Source organism: Streptomyces shenzhenensis, assembly GCF_003688995.1.
Classification (GTDB): domain Bacteria; phylum Actinomycetota; class Actinomycetes; order Streptomycetales; family Streptomycetaceae; genus Streptomyces; species Streptomyces shenzhenensis_A.
This window is the reverse complement of sequence record NZ_PENI01000022.1, coordinates 17,215-38,795: the sequence shown is the minus strand read 5'-3', so window position 1 is coordinate 38,795 and position 21,581 is coordinate 17,215. Positions and strand designations below refer to the sequence as shown.

The 21,581-nt window shown below is 70.2% G+C and carries 20 protein-coding genes and 1 pseudogene; 6 read left to right on the top strand and 15 right to left on the bottom strand.

Translation table 11 applies throughout. The features are described 5' to 3' along the window. Positions 1-22: 22 nt before the first annotated feature. Complete coding sequence (locus CTZ28_RS29025) at positions 23-817, bottom strand: SDR family NAD(P)-dependent oxidoreductase (protein WP_121892678.1); 795 nt, start codon at positions 815-817, stop codon at positions 23-25. Positions 818-913: 96 nt separating this feature from the next. Then, positions 914-1,687 carry a TetR/AcrR family transcriptional regulator gene (locus CTZ28_RS29020; RefSeq protein WP_121892677.1) on the bottom strand — a complete coding sequence of 258 codons (774 nt, stop codon included), beginning with the start codon at positions 1,685-1,687 and terminating at the stop codon, positions 914-916. A gap of 140 nt (positions 1,688-1,827) precedes the next feature. On the opposite strand from CTZ28_RS29020, the gene CTZ28_RS29015 reads away from it, so the two are divergent. Both CTZ28_RS29015 and CTZ28_RS29010 read left to right on the top strand, forming a co-directional pair. Then, positions 1,828-2,757 (top strand): NAD-dependent epimerase/dehydratase family protein, encoded by a 930-nt coding sequence (locus CTZ28_RS29015; protein WP_121892676.1) that lies wholly within the window; start codon positions 1,828-1,830, stop codon positions 2,755-2,757. A 52-nt stretch (positions 2,758-2,809) separates the two neighbouring features. Further along, positions 2,810-3,520 (top strand): DUF429 domain-containing protein, encoded by a 711-nt coding sequence (locus CTZ28_RS29010; RefSeq protein WP_121892675.1) that lies wholly within the window; start codon positions 2,810-2,812, stop codon positions 3,518-3,520. Here the strand turns inward: CTZ28_RS29010 and CTZ28_RS29005 are convergent. The 4 genes from CTZ28_RS29005 to CTZ28_RS28990 form a co-directional block, all read right to left on the bottom strand. Next, entirely contained in the window at positions 3,501-4,190 is a 690-nt protein-coding gene (locus tag CTZ28_RS29005) for a ScbR family autoregulator-binding transcription factor (protein WP_183154646.1), read from the bottom strand. The two genes, CTZ28_RS29010 and CTZ28_RS29005, sit on opposite strands and share 20 nt — an antisense overlap. Positions 4,191-4,266: 76 nt before the next feature. Beyond that, entirely contained in the window at positions 4,267-4,881 is a 615-nt protein-coding gene (locus CTZ28_RS29000; RefSeq protein WP_310887630.1) for an HAD family phosphatase, read from the bottom strand. A 164-nt stretch (positions 4,882-5,045) separates the two neighbouring features. Next, positions 5,046-5,810 (bottom strand): SDR family NAD(P)-dependent oxidoreductase, encoded by a 765-nt coding sequence (locus tag CTZ28_RS28995; RefSeq protein WP_121892672.1) that lies wholly within the window; start codon positions 5,808-5,810, stop codon positions 5,046-5,048. Positions 5,811-5,906: 96 nt separating this feature from the next. Then, a complete protein-coding gene (locus CTZ28_RS28990) occupies positions 5,907-6,908 on the bottom strand; it encodes a ScbA/BarX family gamma-butyrolactone biosynthesis protein (protein ID WP_121892671.1) in 1,002 nt (333 codons plus the stop codon). Between the two features lie 121 nt (positions 6,909-7,029). Here CTZ28_RS28990 and CTZ28_RS28985 point away from each other — a divergent pair. After that, a pseudogene (locus CTZ28_RS28985) lies at positions 7,030-7,421 on the top strand (sigma factor); the annotation flags it as partial. Between the two features lie 53 nt (positions 7,422-7,474). Here the strand turns inward: CTZ28_RS28985 and CTZ28_RS28980 are convergent. From CTZ28_RS28980 to CTZ28_RS28960, 5 genes are all read right to left on the bottom strand, one after another. Continuing rightward, positions 7,475-8,047, bottom strand: a complete 573-nt coding sequence (locus CTZ28_RS28980) for a hypothetical protein (RefSeq protein WP_121892670.1) — start codon at positions 8,045-8,047, stop codon at positions 7,475-7,477. Between the two features lie 140 nt (positions 8,048-8,187). Next, entirely contained in the window at positions 8,188-8,979 is a 792-nt protein-coding gene (locus tag CTZ28_RS28975; protein ID WP_121892669.1) for an ABC transporter permease, read from the bottom strand. Then, the gene (locus CTZ28_RS28970; RefSeq protein ID WP_183154645.1) at positions 8,976-10,001 is read right to left on the bottom strand and encodes an ATP-binding cassette domain-containing protein; all 1,026 of its coding nucleotides are present in this window, start codon (positions 9,999-10,001) and stop codon (positions 8,976-8,978) included. Before CTZ28_RS28970 ends, CTZ28_RS28975 begins: the two co-directional genes overlap by 4 nt. Before the next feature lie 60 nt (positions 10,002-10,061). Further along, positions 10,062-10,904 carry a DUF4097 family beta strand repeat-containing protein gene (locus tag CTZ28_RS28965; RefSeq protein WP_121892667.1) on the bottom strand — a complete coding sequence of 281 codons (843 nt, stop codon included), beginning with the start codon at positions 10,902-10,904 and terminating at the stop codon, positions 10,062-10,064. A gap of 81 nt (positions 10,905-10,985) precedes the next feature. Further along, positions 10,986-11,504 carry a toxin-antitoxin system HicB family antitoxin gene (locus tag CTZ28_RS28960; protein ID WP_121892666.1) on the bottom strand — a complete coding sequence of 173 codons (519 nt, stop codon included), beginning with the start codon at positions 11,502-11,504 and terminating at the stop codon, positions 10,986-10,988. 323 nt (positions 11,505-11,827) lie between these two features. Here CTZ28_RS28960 and CTZ28_RS28955 point away from each other — a divergent pair, with 323 nt between their 5' ends. Further along, positions 11,828-12,574 carry a GNAT family N-acetyltransferase gene (locus CTZ28_RS28955; protein ID WP_121892665.1) on the top strand — a complete coding sequence of 249 codons (747 nt, stop codon included), beginning with the start codon at positions 11,828-11,830 and terminating at the stop codon, positions 12,572-12,574. Positions 12,575-12,621: 47 nt separating this feature from the next. Here the strand turns inward: CTZ28_RS28955 and CTZ28_RS28950 are convergent, their stop codons facing one another. After that, positions 12,622-13,362 (bottom strand): SDR family NAD(P)-dependent oxidoreductase, encoded by a 741-nt coding sequence (locus tag CTZ28_RS28950; RefSeq protein WP_121892664.1) that lies wholly within the window; start codon positions 13,360-13,362, stop codon positions 12,622-12,624. A gap of 196 nt (positions 13,363-13,558) precedes the next feature. Next, the gene (locus CTZ28_RS28945) at positions 13,559-14,272 is read right to left on the bottom strand and encodes a DsbA family oxidoreductase (RefSeq protein WP_121892663.1); all 714 of its coding nucleotides are present in this window, start codon (positions 14,270-14,272) and stop codon (positions 13,559-13,561) included. A gap of 104 nt (positions 14,273-14,376) precedes the next feature. On the opposite strand from CTZ28_RS28945, the gene CTZ28_RS28940 reads away from it, so the two are divergent. Continuing rightward, complete coding sequence (locus CTZ28_RS28940; protein ID WP_220795430.1) at positions 14,377-14,787, top strand: winged helix-turn-helix transcriptional regulator; 411 nt, start codon at positions 14,377-14,379, stop codon at positions 14,785-14,787. Positions 14,788-14,975: 188 nt separating this feature from the next. Here CTZ28_RS28940 and CTZ28_RS28935 read toward each other — a convergent pair whose 3' ends face one another. Next, positions 14,976-18,677, bottom strand: a complete 3,702-nt coding sequence (locus CTZ28_RS28935; protein ID WP_147481211.1) for a S8 family serine peptidase — start codon at positions 18,675-18,677, stop codon at positions 14,976-14,978. A gap of 139 nt (positions 18,678-18,816) precedes the next feature. Here CTZ28_RS28935 and CTZ28_RS28930 point away from each other — a divergent pair, with 139 nt between their 5' ends. Next, positions 18,817-19,782, top strand: coding sequence for a helix-turn-helix transcriptional regulator (locus CTZ28_RS28930; protein ID WP_121892660.1), 966 nt, complete (start codon positions 18,817-18,819; stop codon positions 19,780-19,782). Positions 19,783-19,960: 178 nt separating this feature from the next. Here CTZ28_RS28930 and CTZ28_RS28920 read toward each other — a convergent pair whose 3' ends face one another. Next, complete coding sequence (locus tag CTZ28_RS28920) at positions 19,961-21,424, bottom strand: aldehyde dehydrogenase family protein (RefSeq protein WP_121892659.1); 1,464 nt, start codon at positions 21,422-21,424, stop codon at positions 19,961-19,963. Positions 21,425-21,581 lie beyond the last annotated feature (157 nt).

Genomic DNA, 21,581 nt, shown 5'->3' with positions numbered 1-21,581 from the left:
TGGCGGTGCGCGCGCACCCTGGTCAGGGCAGGATCGCGTCGACGTATCCGCCGTCGACGCGGAGCGCGCCGCCCGTGGTGGCCGATGCCAGATCGGAACTCAGATAGACCACCATGTGGGCGATCTCCCTGGGCTCGATGAGGCGTTGCAGCAGCGACTGCGGCCGGTGCTGCTTCATGAACGTGCGCTGCGCCTCGTCCCACGGCAGGTCGCGGTCGACGAGCTGGTAGACGAAGTTCTCCACACCCTCGGTGTGCGTGGGGCCGGCGATCACACAGTTCACGGTGACGCCGGTGCCGGCGGCCTGCTTGGCGAAGCCGCGGCCGACGGCGAGCAGCGCGGTCTTGGACATGCCGTAGTGGATCATCTCGGCGGGGATCACCACCGCCGAGTCGCTCGCGATGTACTGGATGCGTCCCCAGCCTCGTTCGCTCATCCCCGGCAGGTACATGCGGGTGAGGCGGACCGCGGCCAGCACGTTCACCTCGAAGTAGCGGCGCCATTCGTCATCGGTGATGTCCAGCGGGTCCTTGGCGCCGAAGATCCCGAGGTTGTTCACGAGGATGTCCACCTCCGGCAGGACCGCCCTGACGCGCTCGGCCCCCTCCGCCGCGGCCACATCGGCGGCCACGGGCACGAACTCCCCATCGGGGACGTCTCCTTCAAGGCGCTCGACGGCGGCCTGGACCTTGCCCGGCTCCCGGCCGTTGACCCCCACTCGCGCGCCGGCCCGAGCGAGTTCCGTCGCGATCGCGGCGCCGATGCCCTGGGTGGAGCCGGTGACCAGAGCGGTCCGCCCGGTCAGGTCGATCTGCATGCCGTTCCCTTTCGCCGCGCGGACGCCCGCCCTGGTGAGAGGTGACAGTGGAACGCTCGCCGTGACGGACCGCCGCCCACCCGCCTCCGGCCGCCATCATCGTGGACCCTTTCCTCCATCGGTCACAGACACGCGGGAGCACGAGAGCGAGGGGGCGACCGCGGTGAGCCCGGCGAAGTCGGCCATGACCAGCATCTGGTGCTCGAAGTACTCCTGCCGTTCCTCGATCAGGTCGTCGAGCCGTCCGAAGACCTCGAAGCTGACCAGGCCGAACAGCTGGATCCACAGGGTGAACGCGGTGGCGATCACCATCTCGGGTGCCGGTTCGGTGCCGGCGGGTTTCGGCCGGGGGCTCTGGTCCAGCAGCCGGTGCAGCTCCGCGTGGATCGCCGGGGGCAGCGGCCGGGGCGGGGCCGCGGGGCGCAGCCCGCGCTCGGCGCCGTCGAACAGGATGCCGATCAGGGTCATCACGACTTCCGATGCCGGTACCAGCGTCTCCTGCGGGGCCGTGTAGCTCGGTACCGGGCTGCCGTAGATCAGGGCGTATTCGGCGGGGTGGGCACGGGCCCAGGAGCGCACGCCGTGGCCGAGCGACAGCAGCCGGGCCGGCAGATCGTCGCGGGGTACGGCGGCTTCCGCGGCCTTCGCGGACGCGGCGAGCGCTGTGTAGGCGTCCGTGATCAGCGTGGTCAGCAACGCATCACGGTTGGGGAAGTAGCGATAGAGCGCCGAGGGGACCAGTCCGGCGTCCCGTGCCACGGCTCGCAGGGACAGATTCGCTCCGTCCGTGGCCAGGTGCCGTTTGGCGATCGTGCGGATCTCCTCGACGGTCTCTGCGCGGACCCGGGCCCGCAGTGATGGCACCGACATGACGGCATTCTCGCACAGCGAGGAGAACGGTGGTCCGCAGCGAGAACAGTGTTCTTGACAGATGGGTCGAGGACGGCTGAGATGAAGACAGAGAACACTGTTCTCGAAAGAGAACGCCGTACACACACTCGGGGTCACTCATGTCTCTGCATGTCATCGTGGGCGCCGGACCGGTGGGAACCGCCACCGCGCGCCTGCTCGCCGACCAAGGGGAACGGGTCCGCGTGGTCACGCGGCGCGGTACCGGCCCCGACCACCCGGCCGTCGAGCGGGTGGCCGCCGACGCGACCGACGCACCGGCGCTCGCCCGGCTCTGCACGGGGGCGACCGTGCTCTACAACTGCGCAGGCGTGGCCTACCACCGGTGGCCCATCGACTGGCCCCCGCTGGCAGCCGCCTTCCTCGAAGCGGCCCGCACCAGCGGCAGCGTGCTGGTGGCCGCGGGCAACCTCTACGGCTACGGTCCGGTGACCGGCGCCATGACGGAGCAGCATCCGCTGCTGGCGACCGGCACGAAGGGCCGGGTCCGGGCCCGGATGTGGGCCGACGCGCTCGCCGCGCACAAGGCGGGCCACCTTCGCACCGCCGAGGTCCGCTCCTCGGACTATCTGGGGGCCGGCATCCAGTCGCTGCTCACCATGGCTGTCCTGCCCAAGGTGCTGGCGGGAGCACGGGCCCGCGTCCCCGCGGACCTGGACGCGCCGCACAGCTGGACCTATGTGGGCGATGTCGCGCGCACCCTGGTCGCCGTCGCGGCGGACGAAAGCGCGTGGGGCCGCGCCTGGCACGTACCGTCCACCGCACCGGTCTCCCTGCGCGACATCACCACCCGCGCCTGCGCACTGGCCGACGCGCCCCCGCCGCGGTTGTCCACCATGCCCGCGGCCGTGCTCTGGCTCGGCGGGCTCGGCAACCCGATGGTCCGCGAACTCCGCGAGACCCAATACCAGTTCCGCAGGCCGTTCGTGATGGATTCCTCCGCCGCGACCGAGGCCTTCGGGATAGCGCCCACCTCGCTCGACGCGTCGCTGAAGGAGACCATCGCCACCTGGCCTGCGGAAGGCCGGTGAGACGCACGGCCATCGGGCACGGCCGAACGCAGATCCCGCACATACTGGGGCCATGGGTGTGCAGCCGAGTCGGGGCGGGGGTGAGACGGACGTCCTGGGGATCGACGCCTGCGGCAAGCAGGGGTGGGTGGGGATCCGGCTCACGGGCGGCGCGTACGCGGAGAGCCTGGTGGCCGTATCCCTCGCCGCGCTGATCGAGCGTGCCGGTGCGGTGGACACGATCGGGGTGGACATGCCACTGGGGCTGGTCGAGAAGGGCTGGCGTGCCGCCGACCTCGCGGCCAGATCGCTGCTCGGGACACGACGCAGCAGCGTTTTCCTCATAGCGCCAAGGCTCGCGTGGCAGGAGCCTGACTATGCGGCGGCCGCACACCGGTGCCAAGAGCTCACGGGGAATCGGCTGAGCCGGCAGGCGTGGGCGCTGGCACCGAAACTCCTTGAGGCTCGGGCATGCTGGCTTGCCGATGAGCGCGTCCACGAGGTGCATCCCGAGGTGTCCTTCTGTGCCTTGGCCGGCGGGGTGCCTGCGCCGTACGCCAAGAAGACGTGGCGCGGCCAGAACATGCGCCGCGCGTTGCTGGCCGAGGCCGGAGTCGTACTCCCGGACGGGCTCGGAGAGGCCGATCAGATCGCCGCCGATGATGTGCTCGACGCCGCTGCCGCGGCCTGGTCGGCGCATCGGATCGCGCTCGGGATAGCGGAGCGGGTTCCCCCGCGGCCCGAGCCGGACGCAGCGGGCCGCCTCATCGAGATTCGATACTGACCACTGCCGTAGGCACCCGGCCGTCGTCGCCGGCGCCGTGCGCAACCTCCGTGGGAACGGTGCCGAGTCCGCTCGGGGTGGGGGCGATGTGCAGGCGTATCAGTGTGGTGGGCGTGGCGATGGAGGGCAGGAGGTACTGCAGGAGCGTTGCGGCGCGTTCTTCGATGTCGTTGTTGTCGGCTTCCTGATGGGCGTAGAGCTGTACGCCGTGGAAGGCGCTGACGAGCATCTCGGCGACGGGGCGTGGTTCGACGTGGGGGAGGGTTTCGCCGCGCTGGTGGGCCTCGGTGAGGATGGCGGTCAGCAGGTTGACCCACAGGGGCAGAGCGCTTCCGTAGTGTTTGCGGCCGGTGGGGTCGGCGGAGAGCCGGGCGCCGGCCCGGAGAACGGGGTCGTGCACGAGACGGCGGGCGACCGTCATGGTGAGGTCGACCATCTCCTGGAGTTTGATGTCCTGCGGGGGAGGGGGCTGCTCGGTCTGGATTTCCAGGACGCCTTTGGCCAGGGCTTCTTTGGAGTCGAAGTGGAAGTAGAGCGCGCCTTTGGTGACCCCGGCGGTCTTGAGGATGTCCGCCACGGTGGCTGCGGCGTATCCGTGCTCGGCGAAGACCTTCGCGGCTGCCTCCAGCACTGTCCGGCGGGTCTTGATCGCTCGTTCTTGCTGGGCCATCTTTGACCTCCCGTCCACCGTGCTCCGAGGGGAGCAGCGCATGAAAAAACCGTCCGGATCGTACCGGACGGAACGGTCAGCCGGCTGAAGAATCGCTGCGGGGCCACAGGCTGCCGTCGACGGCCTCGGTGTCGACCGTACGCAGCAGCCGCTCGTCGATGGCGTCGAGTGAATCGACGACGTGGCGGACCCCGGTCTCGTGCATCAGCTGCCGCTGGAAGCTGTGCTCGTAGCTCGTGGGGTGTCCGATGAACGCTGCTCCGAGGGCTCGGGCGGCCTCGGCGACGCGGGCCACATCGTCGATGAAGAGCGCCTGATGGCAGGCGAGTTGGAAGATATCCTCGGTGATCTCCCGGATGCCGGGGCGGAACTGGTCGGTGCACACATAGCCGGGGCCGTCGAAGTAGCCGGCGCAGGAGGCGAGGTGACGGTCGAAGTGGGGGCGGCCGAGCCCGCCGTAGCACACCAGGAGCGCTCCGGTGGCGCGCAGCCGGTCGAGCAGTGCGCGGGAGCCTTCCTGTACCTGTACCGGGTGATCCTTGAGGTATTCCTTGCGCCGGCGGAAGTACGCCTCGACGGTCTCCTCGGGCGTGGTCCCGGGGACGGCCAGCGCCGCGGCGGCCTGGAGCTGGGGCTGGGACAGCAGCGCCCGTTCGTCCTCGGCGGTGTAGGTGCCGCGGAGGTCGGTCACGAACTGGTGGATGACGGGGCTGAAGGTGTCGTTCAGCAGTACTCCGTCGATATTGACCGCGATGAGACGTATGTGCCGCAGAGTGATCGCAACCGCCTAGGTCGAGCCGCGCGGACCTGCCGGACGGCATCTGATGGTGTCGGTGTTCGCGTGAGGTGCGGTGATCAGAGGCGGGAGCCGCCGCTGGCGTCGATGCACTGGCCGGTGATCCAGCGGGATCGGTCGGAGGCGAGGAAGACGACGATGTCGGCGATGTCGGCCGGATGACCGATCCGGTTGAAGGCGGACAACGCGGCGAGTTGCGCGGCCGCTTCGGGAGTGGTCCGTTTCCTTGCGTTCATGTCGGTCTCGATGAATCCGGGGCTGACTGCGTTGACGGTGATGCGACGTGGTCCGAGTTCTTTGGCCAGCGCGAGGGTGAAGGTGTTCAGGGCGCCTTTGGCCATGGCGTAGGCGACGGATTCGGGGTAGGCGATGCGGGTGACGGCCGAGGAGATGTTGATGATCCGGCCGCCGTCGCGGAGGTTCTTCAGGCCTCGTTGGACGAGGAAGAAAGGGGAGCGGGTGTTCACGGCGAAGAGCCGGTCGAAGAGTTCGGGTGTCACGTCCTGGACGCGGCCGGGACCGCTGACGCCGGCGTTGTTGACGAGAATGTCGAGGTCGGGACCGGCTCCCCGGTCGGCCAGCGTGTCCTCCAGGCGGGCGTACAGGGCCTCGGCGTCGCCCGGTACCCCCAGCTCGGATCGGACGCCGAAGGCCTGCCCGCCGTCCTCGGCGATCAGTTCCAGCGTCTCGCGGGCGGCGGTCTCGTTACGGTGGTAGTGGACCGCGACGAGGGCCCCGTCGCGGGCCAGTCCGCGGGCGACCGCTCTGCCTATGCCGCGGCCGGCGCCGGTCACGAGCGCCGTTCTGCCGGTGAGTTCACCCATGTGTCACACCCCTCTCGGGCGGTCGTGGCGTCGGCACGGCCGCGGTGAGCAGGCCCATCGCCGGGCCGGGTGTCCGTCGGCCCGGTGGTCGTAGGCTCAGGAGGGCCGACCGGTGGGCGTGGGCACGGTCACGGTCGAGCTGTAGACCGTCTCCTGTCCTTGGTATCCGGTCACGCGTATCGACTCGTGCCCGTCCGACTCCCCGCCCGGAACACGCTGTGCCACGAGGAAACAGGGTGCGTCCAGCTCCACGTAGCGCAGGAAGTCGGTCTCGATGCTCAGCGGCAGCGAGACCCGGCCCAACGTGGCGGTCGTCGCCTGTCTGGCGGCTTCGATGAGGGCCATGCCCGGCGCGTGGTCGACGGGGTGGTCGAAGAGGACGGGGTGACGGATGTCCAGCCGCAGCTGGAAGCGGTGGGCTTCGTCGGTGGGGGACAGGACGACGTCCATCGGGAGCAGCCTGCCCACGAGGTGCGGGGGCAGCGGAGTCGTGAGCGGCAGGGGGCGGCAGTCGAGGTCGCGGCGCCGGCCGCGCAGGCGCTGGTAGACGGCGGGGGAGGCGCAGGTGAAGGCGGCGCTTCCGGTGGCCACCGCGCGGCCGTCGCGGCGGAGAACGGTTTCCAGCCGGCCGGATGTGAGGCGGCCACGGTGCTGCCTGGTGTCGGAGAAGACCATGTGGAGGTCGATGCCGGCCGGTGCGCTGCCGATGAGAAGCCGGGCGGGTAATACGCTGACCCTGAGCTTGGACAGCAGGAAGTGGTGGTCCAGGGGCACGCCGAACTCGGTGTGGCACAGCAGAATTCCGGCCTGCCGGATCGTTTCGGCCGCGATCAGTGGATCGTGGCAGCCCTGGACGGCGGTGAAGAAGCTGTGACCGCGGGGCCATTGGGCGGCCACGGTGAAATGCCCGTCGGCGTCGCGTTTCCAGTCGGTGAGCATGACCTCGGCGATGCTCGCACGGTGGACATACTCTTTGGGGACGGTGGTGGTCAGCGACGGGTGGCCGGAATATCCGTTTCCCATGGGTGCCGCCGTCTCGCTCCGGGCCAGTGGCGCGCTGCGTATGGAGTGGGTGGCGCGGTATGTGCTCGCGGACATGGCTCTCCCCCCTGAGCAGTGCTGGTGCGAAGTCAAGAGGTGGGTTCCCTCGGGCAGTCCGAAGATACATACCGTCCGGTTTAATCTCCAGGGCTATGGGTTGTTTCGGGCCGTGCCGGAGATGGGCGAGCGGCGTCAGCTGATCAATGTCGTCCACCGGCTCCTCGGCTCGCCGGCCGATGCCGAGGACGTCGTACAGGAGACGTACGTCCGCTGGTGTTCCATGCCTCCGGAACAGCGGGAAGGCAGCGAATCTCCCGGCGGCCGGCTGACGAAGGCCGCCGGTCGGAGCTGCCTGGACCTGGTCGCTCGGCGCGGGCGCGGCGGGAGACGTACGTGGGCACATGGATCCCGGAGCCCTTGCCCGGTACCGCGGAATGGCCCACCGGCCGATCGGGCGTCTTCCGCCACCCCTTCGCCGAAGTGGCCGAGATCGTCAGCCGTACCCCGGCGGCCTGTCGCCAACTGGCTTACTCGGCCCGCCGCCGTATTTGTGGCGCGCAGGCTCCGGCGCGGTCGGCATGGTCGCCCTTCTGCGCCCCGACAAGCTGCGGCCGTGGCGGGGGTCACTCCGCCTGCGGTGGCGAATCCGGTGCTCCGGTGAGGTTCTTGGCCAGCCGGATGAAAGCGTTGTATCTGTCCTTGCTGATGGACGCCTTGTCGCGGGAGCGATGTGGGTAGACGCTCAGGGTGCCCCGGCGCAGCCACCACCCGTTGTCGGCGTGTTCGAGGGTGTCGGCGAGAACCCGTTCCGTCAGGAGCGGCAGGGCCTGCGCGGAATGCCAGCTGTAGATCCGGTAGGTGCGGTCGAACCTCGCGTCGCCCGTGCCGGGCCCGAACCCCCAGCGGACACCGTGGCCTTTGAGGAAGTTGCCGAGAGGCGTGCGGGGCCGTAGGCAGATGTTCGGCAGGCCCGGGGTGACATGGGTGGGCCGCAAGTGGACGCCGACGTGGGCGACCGGGGTCGTTCCCCCGCCCGCACTCAGCGAATAGCCTCGCACGGCCACCACCCAGATATCGACATCTCGCACCTTTCGGTGCATGCGTGACCAGACGCCCTTCTCGCGGCTCTCCTTGCGGACCTCGGCAGGCAGCCCGGGCGCGTCCTTGGCGAACGTCTGCCATGTGTTCTCGTCCATTTCCCCCACTTACCCGGCGGCCCGCACAACTACCAGCCCCTGGACGGCCGGAGTGTCCGCGGCGGAGAACGCCGACGGGGCGGCGTACGCCGACGCGGTGTCGGGGTACGCCGCCCTGGTGCGGGGCGAACTGCCGGTCCCTACCTCGGGTCGCGGTCGAACAGCGACCTGGACCAGACGTAGCCGAGCGCGGCCAGTCCCACGCACCAGGCCACGGCCAGCCACCCGTTGTGGCCGATCTCGGTGCCGAGCAGCAGCCCCCGCAGGGTCTCGATGGCCGGGGTGAACGGCTGGTACTCGGCGATCGGCTGGAACCAGCCCGGCATCGCGTCGACCGGTACGAAGGCGCTGGAGAGGAGCGGCAGGACCATCAGCGGCAGGGCGTTGTTGCTGGCCGCCTCGGCGTTCGGGCTGGACAGGCCCATCCCGACCGCGATCCAGGTGAGCGCAAGGGAGACGAGCACCAGCAGCCCGACGGCCAGGAGCCACTCCAGGGCGGTGGCGTCCGTGGCCCGGAACCCGATCGCCACGGCGACGGCCCCGACGAGGACCACGCTCATCACACACTGCAGCACACTGCCGACGACATGTCCGATGAGCACGGCACCGCGGTGGATCGCCATCGTGCGGAAGCGGGCGACGATGCCCTCGGTCATGTCCGTGGCGACGGACACCGCGCTGCCGATCGTGGTGCCGCCGATGGTCAGCATCAGGATGCCCGGGACGAGATACGCGAGGTAGTCGGACCGGTCCGCCCCGCCGTGCCCGATGCCGGCGCTCATCACATCGCCGAAGATGTAGACGAAGAGCAGGAGCAGCATGACCGGCGTGAGCAGCAGATTCAGCGTCATGGACGGGTAGCGCCGCGCGTGCAGCAGGTTGCGGCGCAGCATCGTGGACGAGTCGCGCACGGCGAGGGAGAGGGAGCTCATCGGACATCTTCCTTGGACTGGGTGGGCTGGGTGGACTGGGCGGGCCGGCTCGGCACGGTGGAGGCGGTCAGGGCGAAGAACACGTCGTCGAGGTCCGAGGTGTGCACGGTCAGCTCGTCCGCCTCGACGCCGGCGGAGTCCAGCCGGTCGAGGAGGGAGCGCAGCTCGCGCTGGCTGCCGTCGCTGGGGATCCGCAGTGCCAGCGCCTCGTCGTCCCGGGTGGTCTCGCGCAGCGCGACGGCGGCGCTCCGGTACGCGGACGGGTCGGTGAAGCGGAGCCGGATGTGTCCGCCGGGGATGAGCCGCTTCAGCTCCTCGGCGGTGCCCTCGGCGGCGATCCTGCCGTCGTTGAGGACGGCGATGCGGTCGGCGAGTTCGTCGGCCTCGTCCAGGTACTGGGTGGTGAGGAAGACGGTGACGCCGTCGGAGACGAGCTCGCGGATGATCTGCCACATGGTGTGCCGGGAGCGCGGGTCGAGGCCGGTGGTGGGCTCGTCGAGGAAGATGATCCGTGGGTTGCCGACGAGGGTCATGGCGATGTCGAGGCGGCGCTTCATGCCGCCGGAGTAGCTCTGGGCGGGCTTCCTCGCGGCGTCGACGAGGTCGAACCGCTCCAGCAGTTCGGCGGTGACCCGCCGTCCCGAGCGCTTGGAGAGATGGTGCAGGTCCGCCATGAGGAGCATGTTCTCCTCGCCGGTGATCAGCCCGTCGACGGCGGAGAACTGTCCGGTGACGCCGATCGCGGCGCGCACCCCGCCCGGTGACGTGGCGATGTCGTGGCCCGCGACCTGGGCCTGCCCGCCGTCGGCGGTGCTGAGCGTGGACAGGATCTGCACGGCGGTGGTCTTGCCTGCGCCGTTGGGTCCGAGCAGCGCGAACACGGACCCGGCCGGGATACGCAGATCGATGCCGTCGAGGACGGTCTTGTCGCCGTACGACTTGCGCAGACCGACGGCGGAGATGGCGGCCGGCGAGGGGTGACCGTCGCCTCGCATGGGCGTGGGCATGACAGATGAAGGCATGGAGCCCTCCGTTCGAAGGCTGAAGTGGGTGGGGATGGGGGCCGGTTGAGGATGTGACACTCAGGCCTTGGCGCGGCGGACGTCGATGTTGCCGTGCCGGGTGCGGGCGCGGACCTTGACGGTGTCCTCGGTCTCCTCCGGGGTCCCGGACGCGGTGAGCGTGTTGCGCACCTGGCCGGAGCCCGAGCCGACGTCGAGCCAGGCGGCCGTGCCTGCGCGGATGCCGATCTCGATGGCGCCGTAGGAGGTCTCCAACTGGACGGTCCCACGGGCCACTTCACCCGCGCGCAGGGTGCCGTGGGCGGTGGTGGCGGTCACCGAGTCCTCGGCGCGCGCGATGTCGATGTCGCCGTTGGCGCCGCTCACCCGCAGCTCGCCGGTCGCGGCGCCGACGGTCGTGGTGCCGTGCGAGTTCTTCAGGACGGCGGGGCCGTCGACGAGGCCGACGCGCAGGCTGCCGGAGCTGGTGGTGATCTCGGCCGCCCCCTCGATCCGTTCCACGGTGATCGAGCCGTGGGAGGCGGTCAGCGTCAGCGGGCCGGTCGTGTCGAGGCGGACGTCGCCGGACGAGGTCTTCACGCGGACCTCGCCGAGCCGGCCCTCGCCGAGCACCTGGGCCCAGGAGCCGGTCATGTCGACGCGCGAGCCCGTGGGGAGTTCGACCGTCACGTCGACGGTGCCGGTGCGGCCGAACAGATTGGGCTTGGGCGTCCTGACGGTCAGCGCGCCGCTCGCGTAGGTGACCTCGGTCTGGTCGGCCGTCCGTACGTCCTGGTCCTTCTTCGGGTCGCGGGGTTGCACCGCGACGACGGTGTCGCGGCGGTCGCCCGCGGTGAACCGGATGGAACCGGCGGACACGTGGGCGGTCACCGAAATCGGTTCGGGAGTGTCGAAAGAAGGCATGGCTGTCCCGTCCTCCTGGGTCTTCAGGACGTCCCCGCTGGTGGGACGTGGTGTGAGTGAAGTGGTGCGGGTGGGGTGCGGTCAGCGCACCCAGCCCGTGAAGCTCTGTCCGACGGTCTGGGTCTTCTCGGTCGTACGCGGCCGGGTGCCGCCGTCGACCGCGGCCGACACGGCGCGCACCAGCCAGGCGTTGACCGACAGGCCCTCGCGGGTCGCGGCCTCCTCGGCGCGGGCCTTGAGGTGGGCCGGCAGCCGCAGATTGACGCGGGCGGTGCCGCCCTCGTCGCCGTCGGCCGGGGCCGGGGTCCTGAACGGTTCGACGGGCGCGGCCGGCTGTGCGGGGGCGCCGCCGTCGGTGGGCGGCGGTGTCACCACGAAGTCGGGGTCGAGCCCGCGCAGCCGTACGTCGACCGAGCCGGGGGCGAGGTCACGGGTGATCTCGTCCATCGCGGCGGAGAGCACGTTGAGCATGGTCAGCCGGGTCGCCGACTCCAGGGGAGCGGTGAGCCTCTCGGCGAGCTCGCGGGCTTCGTCGCCACCGGCTTCGGCGGCCACCGCGAGTTCGCGGCGGAGGGCGTCGACATACGGGGTGAGGTCCATGGCGTCATCATGGCATCACAATGGCGCCATACGCAAGCCTATATGGCGCCTCGCGTTCGAGCTGACCTTCTGAGCTGCGGAAACGCAAAGGGTGCGGCCTGGTCGGCTGAGCCGCCACGCGTGCTCATGCGCCCTTTGAAGGATGAAGCGGCACCCGACGGCACCAGATGGCACCAAGTGGCACCACTCGGCACCATGTGACACCACGCGACGGCACAAGAAGGCGACCCGGTGACCGGTTCGGATCGTAATTCTGTTGCCGTGCCGAGTGTGGGGCCGCAGGATGTCAGCGCTGATCACAGGTGATCTATTGAGGACGACGAGTGACTGAGAACGACGAGCAGCGCCAGATTCTGACGAATGCGCATGGTGTGCCGGTCCTGAGCTATCTGCGCGGTGTGCGCGAGGGGCACCCGTGGGCTGACCTGGCCGAAGTGGTCGGACCCGACCCGGTGGACACCATCGTCTCCGGCATGTCCGGATGGGCGGTGTCGGGATCCGTGGAGCTCGGTGCGGAGCTGCTGCGCCGTGGTGCCCGGGTGATGCGACACGCTCATGAGATGCGGAGGGACCTGATCGCGTCTCCGCCGCCGGCCGACTGGTCCTCACGTGACCTCGGAAACGGGCTTCGCACGGCTCCCTGCGACCGCGCTGGCGAGGCAATTTTCCCGGCGTGGCGCGCCGCCTTCCCTGTCGGCCACCCTGACCACTACCAGGGCAGCGACGAAAGGGCGTTGAACGAACGTCTGGCACCTCTGCTGGCGGGCTCCGTCCTCGGCCCGGTCCTTCGGTGCAGTGCCTTGGTGGTGGACGATACGGACCGCGTCGTCGCCGGGGCGATCGTCACCGACCGCGATGGCCTGCCATGGATCGCGGACGTGTTCCGTCAACCCGGGGCACGGTACGCGGGCCTGGGCGCCGAACTGCTTCGGCGGGTACTCGGCGCGGCCGCGGCGGACGGGCTGACCGAAGTCGCCCTTGCCGTGAGCGACGCGAATCCCGCGCGCCGTGTCTATGAGGGGCTCGGCTTCCGACTCACCAACACATCGCTGACGGTCGTCGTGCCGTAGGTCCACGCCCGACGTGCTCCCGCACTCCCGCGGCCCGGCGGAACGGGTCAGCCGATACCGGGCTGCGGGGCCTGGGGCCGGGGGTGGAGCTGCTCGACGCGGTCGCGCCTGGTGTACATGTCCCAGTACTGCTCGGCGAGCTCGTCCGGATCCACCAGCGGACCCGTCTCGGGCAAGCCGTTGTCCGCCACGTTCGCCGCAGCCAGCTCACCCATCTCACTGCGGGCGATGAACGCGGCGATGGACAGGGTGCCGGCGTAGATGCCGGCCTCGGCCACCTCGCCGTTGAGCGAGAACAACCAGTTGCGGGCGGCCGCCATGAGCGGGCCGACACCGCTGAGGAAGGGCCGGGGGTGACCGGCCGAGGCGCCGGTGGTCATCAGGAAGGCGCCGTCGCCGCGTTCGATCCACTCCGGCAGCACGGCACGGGCCACCTCCACCGGGGTGAGCAGCAGCAGCGGGCTGTCCTTCCGCAGGGTGCCGGCGTCCAGCTTCGCGGCCGGGACGAAGGCCTGCTCGGCGCTGATCGGCCCGTACTCGACGACGTCGATGCGGCCGAAGCGGTCACGGACGGCGTCGATGACGGCCGGAACGTCGTCCGGCTCGGAGAGGTCGGCGGTGAAGCCGGCCACGTCGATACCTTCCGCTTTCAGCTCCTCGACGAGCGCGTCGAGGCGGTCCTTGCGGCGGGCGACGAGGGCCACACCGAAGCCCTCGCGGGCGAAGCGGCGGGCGACGGAGGCGCCGAGGCCCTTACCGGCGCCGAAGACAGCGATCACCTTGGACATGGGAGTGTCTCCTCAGACTGTTCGGGGGTGTCGTGCGGTTTTCCGGCGGATCGGTGGCCGGTCCCACTGATCCGGGGTGCCGCCTTCTCGGTGCCGGCCTCGGCGGCCGCAGGGGGCTGGTGGGGCCGGTGACCGGCTTGTGTGAGGGCGACGGTCCGGTCGGTGTGGGAGCGCGGACGACCGGCGGCGGTGGATGTCAGTCGCGCTCGGGGACGGCGCAGCCGTCGGGGCCGCAGACCTGGAGGTCACCGCCGGTGGCGAGCGTGACCGGGTGGGTCTCGTCCCAGGCCTTGCGCAGCAGCTCAAGCAGGGTGTCGCTGTCCTGCGCGCCGGGGACGCCGTAGCGGCCGTCGATGATGATGAACGGGGCGCCGCGCGCGCCCAGACGCTGTGCCCGGCGGGCGTCGTCCTGCACCTGCTGCCGGTAACGGCGCTGGTCGAGGGCCTGGCGGGTCTCCTTACGGTCCAGGCCGAGCTCGCCGGCGAGCCTCAGCAGGTCGTCCAGGGAGAAGACGGGTTCGCCCTGGCCGAAGTAGGTGCGGAAGATCGCGTCCCAGGCCTCGCGGTTCTTTCCTTCGGCGGAGGCATGGGCGAGGAACTCGTGCGCCAGGTCGGTGTTGCCGACCTCGTTGTCCAGCACCCGGTAGGGGGTCAGGCCCTCGTTCCCGGCCATCGTCTCGATCCGCCGGGTCGACGCCTCGGCCCGGCTGCCGCCGACGCCGTGCTGACGCAGCAGCGCCTCGCGGACGGAGAAGACGCGCCCCTCGGGGAAGTTGCCGCTGAGCGGGAACGAGTGGTGGATCACCTGCACGTGATCGCCGTGCTCGAACCGTTCGACGGCCCGCTCCAGGCGGTGGTTGCCCAGTCCGCACCAGGGGCAGGTGATCTCGGACCACATGTCCACCTTCATCGCGCACTCCAATTCTTACGACTTGTGCGTAACGCCATGGTGGACCAGTATGGAAGTCGCTACAAAAGGCACATCGGTGTGCGTGCCGGAGAGGAATGTGCGCCATGGAGACGGCTGTCGGAGCGGAGACGGCGGGGGCTGCGGCGATCGGGCCGTGCGCGGCCATCCCCGCCGAGCACATGGCGTTCGTCCGGCAGGTCCTGGACCGCGTCGGCGACAAATGGAGCCTGCTGCTGATCGCCGTCCTGGAGTCCGGCCCGCTGCGCTACACCGACCTGCAGCGGCAGATCCCCGGAATCTCCCAGCGCATGCTCACCCTCACGCTGCGTCAGCTCCACCAGGACGGCCTGATCACCCGTACCGCCTATGCCGAGGTGCCCCCGCGCGTCGAGTACACCCTCACCCCCCTGGGCCGGGGCCTCCATGACATCGTCACGTCCCTGGTCGGCTGGGCCACCGACCACCACGACGAGATCCGTGCCAACCGCGAGCGCGCCGCCGCGGCCGGATCCTGACAGCTCTGGAGCGTGGTGTTTCACGGATGGCCGCAAGGCGATCCGGTGCCGCTCGATTCCCTCGCCGAGGCGGGCGTCACCCGCGTCTTCACCGCCGACACCCCTCGCTCGCCAGGCTGCTCGGGGCCGCGGGGTTGCCCCGGACGGCCGGCCGGGGCAACTCACAGCGGCAGTACAACAGTTGGTGCTTATTCGAGGCCGAAGGCCCGCTCGACGGTCTGGTCGATGCGGTTGCCCGACGCGTCGGTGGCCTGGGTCCGCAGGGTCACCTGGCCCGAGGTCGCCGAGGCGCGGGGAAGCCGCAGGGTGCCGGTGAACTCACCCGTTTCCTGGGACGTGTTGAGCTTGACGGGGGTCCAGCTGGCGCCGTCGTCGTAGGAGGCCCAGGTCTTCACCTCGGTGATCGTGCCCTCGGTGTACGGCGGCAGCGTGGCGCGGACGGTGATGGGCTGCTGCTTGCCCGCCTTGACCCGGTTGCGCAGGTTGACGTCGATGTCGTAGGCCAGCGTGGGCATGGGGATACGGGAGGAGACTCCAGTCTTGGCGATCTTGATGGTCCACTCGGTCGTGGCCGACGAGGAGAACTCCCAGCCAGGCGCGTCGCGGTCGATCTTCTGGACCGCCCGGTAGGTGCCCGGTTCGAGACCGACGTAGAAGGTCTTGTAGAAGTAGTCGTCCGTGCGGCCGATTTCCTTGTCCCCGCGGTAGAGGACCACGGACATGTTGTCGTTCCAGCCCGGCGTCGGCTGGTGCGAGGGCTCGCTGTCGGGGAACGGCATGGCACCGATGGAGAGGTAGTCGCCGACGGCCGACGAGTAGCCCTGGTCCATCCAGGTGGCGCCGCGGGTGGGATTGGCCACCTGCTTGAACCAGTCGACTCCGCGCCGCTCTCCCGCAGTGAAGCTGTGCCAGCCCCGGTCGAAGATGGCTATGCCGTTGGAACCGGCGATGTCGGCGCCCGTCCAGTAGCGGGTGGCGGGGCCGGCGGTGACGTACTCCTCATGTGTGGCGCCCAGCCGGATCGGCACGGTGGTGGAGGCGTAGAAGTACTGTCCGGTACGCCCGGATGCCTGCAGCAGGTTTCCTTCCTGCTGGGCGTGGGCGTAGTAGTTGGCGTCGACGCGTGCCGTGTTGGTCGAGTCGGTGACGAACTTCAGGCCGCTCTGCGGGATCGACTGGACCGAGTGGACGAGGTCGTACTGGAAGGGGCTGAAAGGAGTGCCCTTCAGTTCGATGCGGACGTCGCCCTTCGCGGCCTGTGCGGCGAGTTGCTTGCCTTGCTCACCGTAGAGCGCGAAGGCAGGCGCCGCGGTGGAGCCGGCCGGGGCGACGAGACGGCCGGGGGTGTCGTTCGCGACCGCCACGGCGGCCGCACCATGCCGGGCCGCGGTGTCGATCTGCGCGGAGATCGGTACGTCGGCGTCACGGGTGACCAGGACGATCTTGTTGCGTGCGTTGATCTTCCGGTACTCCGCGGGCGTTCCGGTCCCGGCGTCGACGGCCTTGAGCGTGCGATGGCCGCTGAACCGCTTGGCTCCGTCCAACCGGGTCGGGGTCAGCGTGAGAGGCTTGCGGGTCTTCGCCTTCGCGGTCAGTACGGGGGCCGTGAGCGAGGAGTTGAGGACGAACTCACTGCTCTTGTCGCCGGGGGACGGAAGCGTCGAGATGGTCTTGATGTCCGCGGAGAGCAGGGTCATGAAGTCCACACCGCGCGGGACGTAGGTGAACGCGCCGCCGCGCCATTCGGTGGTGCGGCCGGTGTCCACCGCGACTTCGGTGGCCTCGCGGGCATCGAGAGTGATGGTGACATCGCGGTCGACGGTCACCGACGAGTCGAAGGCCGCGGTCGCTGCCTCGATCCAGGAGCGTGAGGCGTCGGGCGTGAAGATGTTCGTGTACATCATGTACTCGCCCGGTTCCACCCGCAGTCGGGCGACACCCTGGGCGTTGAACGTCGAGGACGTCTTGGACAGCAGCCCGGTCGCGCTGAACAGGTGTGCCTGGCTGGGGCCGCCGGCCGCGACGCCGTCGGCGCCGATGCCCTTGACGGTGACCTCGAACAATTTCTTCTCCATCAGGAAGGAGAAGGGAAAGAGCACGGCGGTGCCGTCCTCTGCCGTGGCCGACACCCGGCCGGTGTAGTGCGTGTCCCTTGCCAGCAGGTTCGGGTCGACGCTGATCGTGACGTCGGCGGAGGTGCCCGCCGGCACGGTGACCGAGGTGTGCGACACGGTCAGCGCGTCGTCCGGCAGCTGGTGCCCTGCGGCATCGACGCCGTCGTCCTCGATGGTGAACGTCCGGTCGGAGTCGGACGAGTTGTGCAGGGTGACCGCACGCTCGACCGGCTTGTAGTCGCCGGCCTCGGCGTAGCGGATCGCCCCGAGGTTCAGGGCCGCGGGCGTGCCGTACGCCTGCTGGGACACCGCCCGGGTGAGGTCGACGCGTCCCACGCCGCCCTCGGCGACCTGGTACTCGCCCGCCTTGGCCGTGGTGACCAGGGCGGCCTTGAGGTCGTGGGCGGACCATGTGGGGTGCTGCTGCTTGAGGATCGCCGCGGCACCGGCGACGTGCGGGGTGGCCATCGAGGTGCCGCTCGCGGTGGTGTACAGGTCGTCGGCGGGGGTGCCTATGCCGGTGCCCGCCGCCCGGGCGGCCAGGATGTTCACGCCCGGGGCCGAGATCTCGGGCTTGACCGCGAAGTCGCCGCTGCGCGGCCCACGGGTGGAGAACCCGGCGAGCGCGTCCGCCTTGTCCACGGCGCCGACGGTGAGTGCCTCGCTCGCGGACGCGGGGCTGCCGATGGCCCGACGGCCGGCGTTGCCCGCGGCGACCACGAACAGGGAGCCGGTCTCCTCGGTGAGCTCGTCGATGGAGGCGCTGAGGGGGCCGCTGCCGTCGTCAGGGGCGTCGCTGCCCAGACTCATACTGACCACGTCGGCGCCGTTCCGGGACGCCCACTCCATACCGGCGATGATCGAGCTGAACGTGCCGGTGCCGTCGTCGTCGAGGACCTTGCCCACCATCAGATCGGTGCCGGGCGCGACCCCCTTGTGCCCGTTGCCCGCGCCGCTGCCGCCGACGGTCGCGGCGACATGTGTGCCGTGGCCGTGGTGGTCGACGGCGTCCGCGCTCTCGGTGAAGTTCTTGATCTGGGAGATCCGCCCGCCGAGGTCGGGGTGGGTGGCGTCAACACCGGTGTCCAGGACGGCGACGGTGGCGCCCTTGCCGTCGAAGCCCGCCTTCCAGGCATCGGGGGCACCGATCTGGGGGACCGACGCGGCCAGGTCCACCGAGACCTTGCCGTCGAGCCAGATCCGGTCGATCCCGCGCGCACGCAGGTCGTCCGCGCTGTCGTAGGTGTGCCAGAAACTCTCCGTCCTGCTCTTGGCCACGGTGACCGCCAGCGCGTTGATGCTCTTGAGGGCGCGGCCCCCTTGCGCCTGCGCGGGCTTCGCCGGTGCCTCGGCGCCGTCCTGGTTGTCGAGGATGAGGGGAACCGGCCCGGACGTGCCGTACCCGTTGCTGGTCAGCGTGTCGATGTTGAACAACTCGCGGTCTATATGGCCGCTGTTGACGCCCGCCTGGGCGGCAGCCGGGACGGCATAGGTACGGTCGTTCTCCTCGTAGAGCGACACGATGCCCTGCGAGGGCCCGGAGCCGTTCGCGCTGATCGCCGTTCTCCCGTCGATGCTGCGCACGGTGAGGACGTCACCCGTGATCAGCGTGACCTGGGTCGGCTTCGCGCTTTCCTGCGGGATGGAGTCGGGCCTGGCCGACTGGCCGGCCGGTCCGGGTCCGGCGGCGGCCGGCCCGGCCACGACCATGCCTGCGACTGCCACAGCGGCGGCCGTGAACACGGCAGCCGCGCGGAGCCTCCTGGGGTCTCTCATAGAGATTTCCTCCTTCGGCCCGGGCCGGCACTGGACGCCCCCGCCCGGTTACCGGAGGATGCTTGCCCAAGTGTCCTGTCCATGACTAGGAAGTGACTCGTCACCAAGCGGATTCTGTCCGCAACAGGAAAGAGGCCCGATGCCGCGCGAGTTGTCAGCACTGTCCGGCCTCGGGATGCCGGACGGCACGGAGGCGATCTACCTCGCCCTCCTCGACCGCGGGACCGCCACCACGGCGGAACTCGCCCGCGACACCGGGCGCACACCCGAGTCGGCCACAGCACTGCTCGACTGGCTGCGCGCACACGGCCTGGTGCTGCGCGCCAACGTCCTGGCGACGGCCGGTGACTCCGGAGCCGGATGGAGCGCCGCCGACCCCGACTCCGCCCTGCGCGCACTGATCCTCAAGCACGAAACGGAACTGCTCCAGATCCGTGGCTCACTGCCACGCCTGCACGAGCACTACCGCCACTCCCGGCGGACCGACCTCGGCGACAACTCCGTGGAACAACTGCATACGTGGGAGGACATCGGTCACCGCTACCACCAACTCCTGCGTGACGCCCACACGGAGATCCTCATCTGGGACACCGCTCCGTACGTCGTCGGCACCGGCGGCATGGAAAAGGTCGCGCTCTCACGCGGGGTGACGTTCCGTCAACTCTGTGACCCCGACGGACTGACAGCCGAAGTGAGTGCGGAGCGTGCGTCGATCAGCGGACTCCGGGCCCGCATCCACCCCGACCTGCCCTTCAGAGGGGCGATCGCGGACCGGAGCGCTGCCGTGATCACGCTCGACCATGAACCGCAGAACGCCAAGGCCCTGTTCGTACGTTCCTCCCCGCTCCTCGACGGCCTGGTGATGCTGTTCGAGACCAGCTGGAGCCGGGCCACGCCCATAGGCGGCGACCCCACCGGACTGAACGAGGAGGAACGGAAAGTCATGACCTTGCTCGCCGCCGGCATGAAGGACGAGGCGATCGCCCGGCAACTCGGCATCACCACCCGAACCGTGCGCCGTCGCGTACAACACCTGCTGACCGCCCTCCAGGCGAGAAGCCGCTTCCACGCAGGCGTGGAAGCCACCCGACGCGGCTGGGTGTGATCAAGCCCCGCCCCCACCAGGTGGCCGACGAGGGTCCCGGGCTCGCCGCGGAGGACGCGGAGCATGTCGTCGAGCGGTTCTGTCGCGCCGACCGGTCCAGTGGTACGGGGCCGGCCGTCGCCGCGACCATTGCCGAGGCCCACGGCGGCTGCCGGCGCGGCCTGGTCGGTCCCGCGGGTCAGAAGGGGTACTGGGGGAGTTCGCCGCGGACGGTGACCCACTGCTGTTCGGTGAACGCATCGAGGTTGGCCGCGGTTCCGCCGTGCCGGGAGCCGTTGCCCGAGTCGCCGACGCCGCCGAAGGGGATGGTGGCCTCGTCGTTGACGGTCTGGTCGTTGATGTGGACCAGTCCGCTGGGCACCCGGTCGGCGAGCGCGAGTCCCTTGGTCACATCCCGGGTCAGTATGCCGAGGGAGAGCCCGTACCCGGTCCCGGCGGCCAACCGCGCGGCCTCGTCGAGGTCATGGAACGCCACCACGGGGGCGACCGGCCCGAAGATCTCCTCCTGGTAGGCGGGAGCGGACTGCGGGACGTCGGTGAGCACGGTCGGCCGGTAGAACAGCTCCTCGTAGCGGCCACCCGCCGCGACCCGGGCGCCGGCCTCGGCGCTGGCGGTCACGATGCGGTGCACGTTGTCGCGCTGACCGGCGTCGATGAGCGGTCCGACCGCCACGTTCTCGCCCGCCGGGTCGCCGACCGGGAGCGCCTCGGCGTGCTCGGCGAGCAGGACGGCGTACTCCTCGGCGAGGGAGGCGTGCACCAGATGGCGGCTGCTGGCCATGCAGATCTGGCCGGCGTGCACGAAGGAGCCGTAGGAGCCCACGGAGACGGCCCTCTCCAGGTCCACGTCGTCCATCACCACGAGTGCGGAGTTCCCGCCGAGCTCCAGGTGGACGCGCTTGAGGCGGCGGGCCGCCGCGGTGGCGACGGCGCGGCCCGCCCGGGTGGAGCCGGTGAACGCGATCACCGGAATCCGGGGGTGCTCCACGAGGGCCGCACCCACGTCCGCGCCGCCCGGCAGCACATGCAGCAGCCCGGTGGGCAGCCCGGCCTCTTCGAAGATCCTCGCGAACACGACACCGCCGCAGATCGCGGTGCGCGGATCCGGCTTGAGGACGACGGCATTGCCCAGCGCGAGCGCGGGCGCGATCGCCCGTACGGCGAGAATGACCGGCGCGTTGAAGGGTGCGATCACGCCCACGACACCGACCGGCAGCCTGCGGGCGAACGACAGCCTCTCCTGGCCGGAGCGCAGCAGCTCACCGTAGGGAGCCGCGGCCAGCCCAGCGGCCTCGTGGCACTCCTCGGCCCCGCCGCCGAGCGCTTGGAACGAGGCGAACGGCCGGATCGCTCCCGACTCGCGCATCACCCAGGTCTCGATCTCCCGGCTGTGCTCCTCGAAGAGACGCGCTGCCCGGCGCAGCACAGCCGCCCGCTCCGAGTAGGGCAGCGCGGCCCATGCGCGCTGGGGCTGCCCCGCCCGTTCGACGGCCTCGTCCACGTCGGCGGGGGTGGCCGACCCCACCCGGCCGAGTGTCTCGCCGGTGGCCGGCTCGATCGCCGGGTAGTCCTCGCCCGAGCCGTGCATCCATGCGCCGGAGAAGACCCGGCCCTCCCACACGCGGCTGTCGAGAAGTGTCATGACATCCCGTCTCTGCGTCCTCTTGGGTCAGGCAGATGTCTCGCTGAGGGGGACATTCGTCCCTGGCGGCAGCCGCCGTCAAGGCCCGCGGCTCAAGTTCTCCGGGTGCGGGCAGGGGTCTGGACGACTGTGCAGGCCGGCAAAGCGGACGTAAGCT

What these genes read in the sequence shown, in the direction of transcription:
- CTZ28_RS28940 (WP_220795430.1), top strand. Translation starts at nt 14,377, where the DNA reads ATGGAGACGGCTGTCGGAGCGGAGACGGCGGGGGCTGCGGCGATCGGG.
- CTZ28_RS29020 (WP_121892677.1), bottom strand. Translation starts at nt 1,687, where the DNA reads ATGTCGGTGCCATCACTGCGGGCCCGGGTCCGCGCAGAGACCGTCGAG.
- CTZ28_RS29015 (WP_121892676.1), top strand. Translation starts at nt 1,828, where the DNA reads ATGTCTCTGCATGTCATCGTGGGCGCCGGACCGGTGGGAACCGCCACC.
- CTZ28_RS28975 (WP_121892669.1), bottom strand. Translation starts at nt 8,979, where the DNA reads ATGAGCTCCCTCTCCCTCGCCGTGCGCGACTCGTCCACGATGCTGCGC.
- CTZ28_RS28950 (WP_121892664.1), bottom strand. Translation starts at nt 13,362, where the DNA reads ATGTCCAAGGTGATCGCTGTCTTCGGCGCCGGTAAGGGCCTCGGCGCC.
- CTZ28_RS29005 (WP_183154646.1), bottom strand. Translation starts at nt 4,190, where the DNA reads ATGGCCCAGCAAGAACGAGCGATCAAGACCCGCCGGACAGTGCTGGAG.
- CTZ28_RS28945 (WP_121892663.1), bottom strand. Translation starts at nt 14,272, where the DNA reads ATGAAGGTGGACATGTGGTCCGAGATCACCTGCCCCTGGTGCGGACTG.
- CTZ28_RS28970 (WP_183154645.1), bottom strand. Translation starts at nt 10,001, where the DNA reads ATGCCTTCATCTGTCATGCCCACGCCCATGCGAGGCGACGGTCACCCC.
- CTZ28_RS28960 (WP_121892666.1), bottom strand. Translation starts at nt 11,504, where the DNA reads ATGGACCTCACCCCGTATGTCGACGCCCTCCGCCGCGAACTCGCGGTG.
- CTZ28_RS28980 (WP_121892670.1), bottom strand. Translation starts at nt 8,047, where the DNA reads ATGGACGAGAACACATGGCAGACGTTCGCCAAGGACGCGCCCGGGCTG.
- CTZ28_RS28930 (WP_121892660.1), top strand. Translation starts at nt 18,817, where the DNA reads ATGCCGCGCGAGTTGTCAGCACTGTCCGGCCTCGGGATGCCGGACGGC.
- CTZ28_RS29010 (WP_121892675.1), top strand. Translation starts at nt 2,810, where the DNA reads ATGGGTGTGCAGCCGAGTCGGGGCGGGGGTGAGACGGACGTCCTGGGG.
- CTZ28_RS29025 (WP_121892678.1), bottom strand. Translation starts at nt 817, where the DNA reads ATGCAGATCGACCTGACCGGGCGGACCGCTCTGGTCACCGGCTCCACC.
- CTZ28_RS28990 (WP_121892671.1), bottom strand. Translation starts at nt 6,908, where the DNA reads ATGTCCGCGAGCACATACCGCGCCACCCACTCCATACGCAGCGCGCCA.
- CTZ28_RS28995 (WP_121892672.1), bottom strand. Translation starts at nt 5,810, where the DNA reads ATGGGTGAACTCACCGGCAGAACGGCGCTCGTGACCGGCGCCGGCCGC.
- CTZ28_RS28965 (WP_121892667.1), bottom strand. Translation starts at nt 10,904, where the DNA reads ATGCCTTCTTTCGACACTCCCGAACCGATTTCGGTGACCGCCCACGTG.
- CTZ28_RS28920 (WP_121892659.1), bottom strand. Translation starts at nt 21,424, where the DNA reads ATGACACTTCTCGACAGCCGCGTGTGGGAGGGCCGGGTCTTCTCCGGC.
- CTZ28_RS28935 (WP_147481211.1), bottom strand. Translation starts at nt 18,677, where the DNA reads ATGAGAGACCCCAGGAGGCTCCGCGCGGCTGCCGTGTTCACGGCCGCC.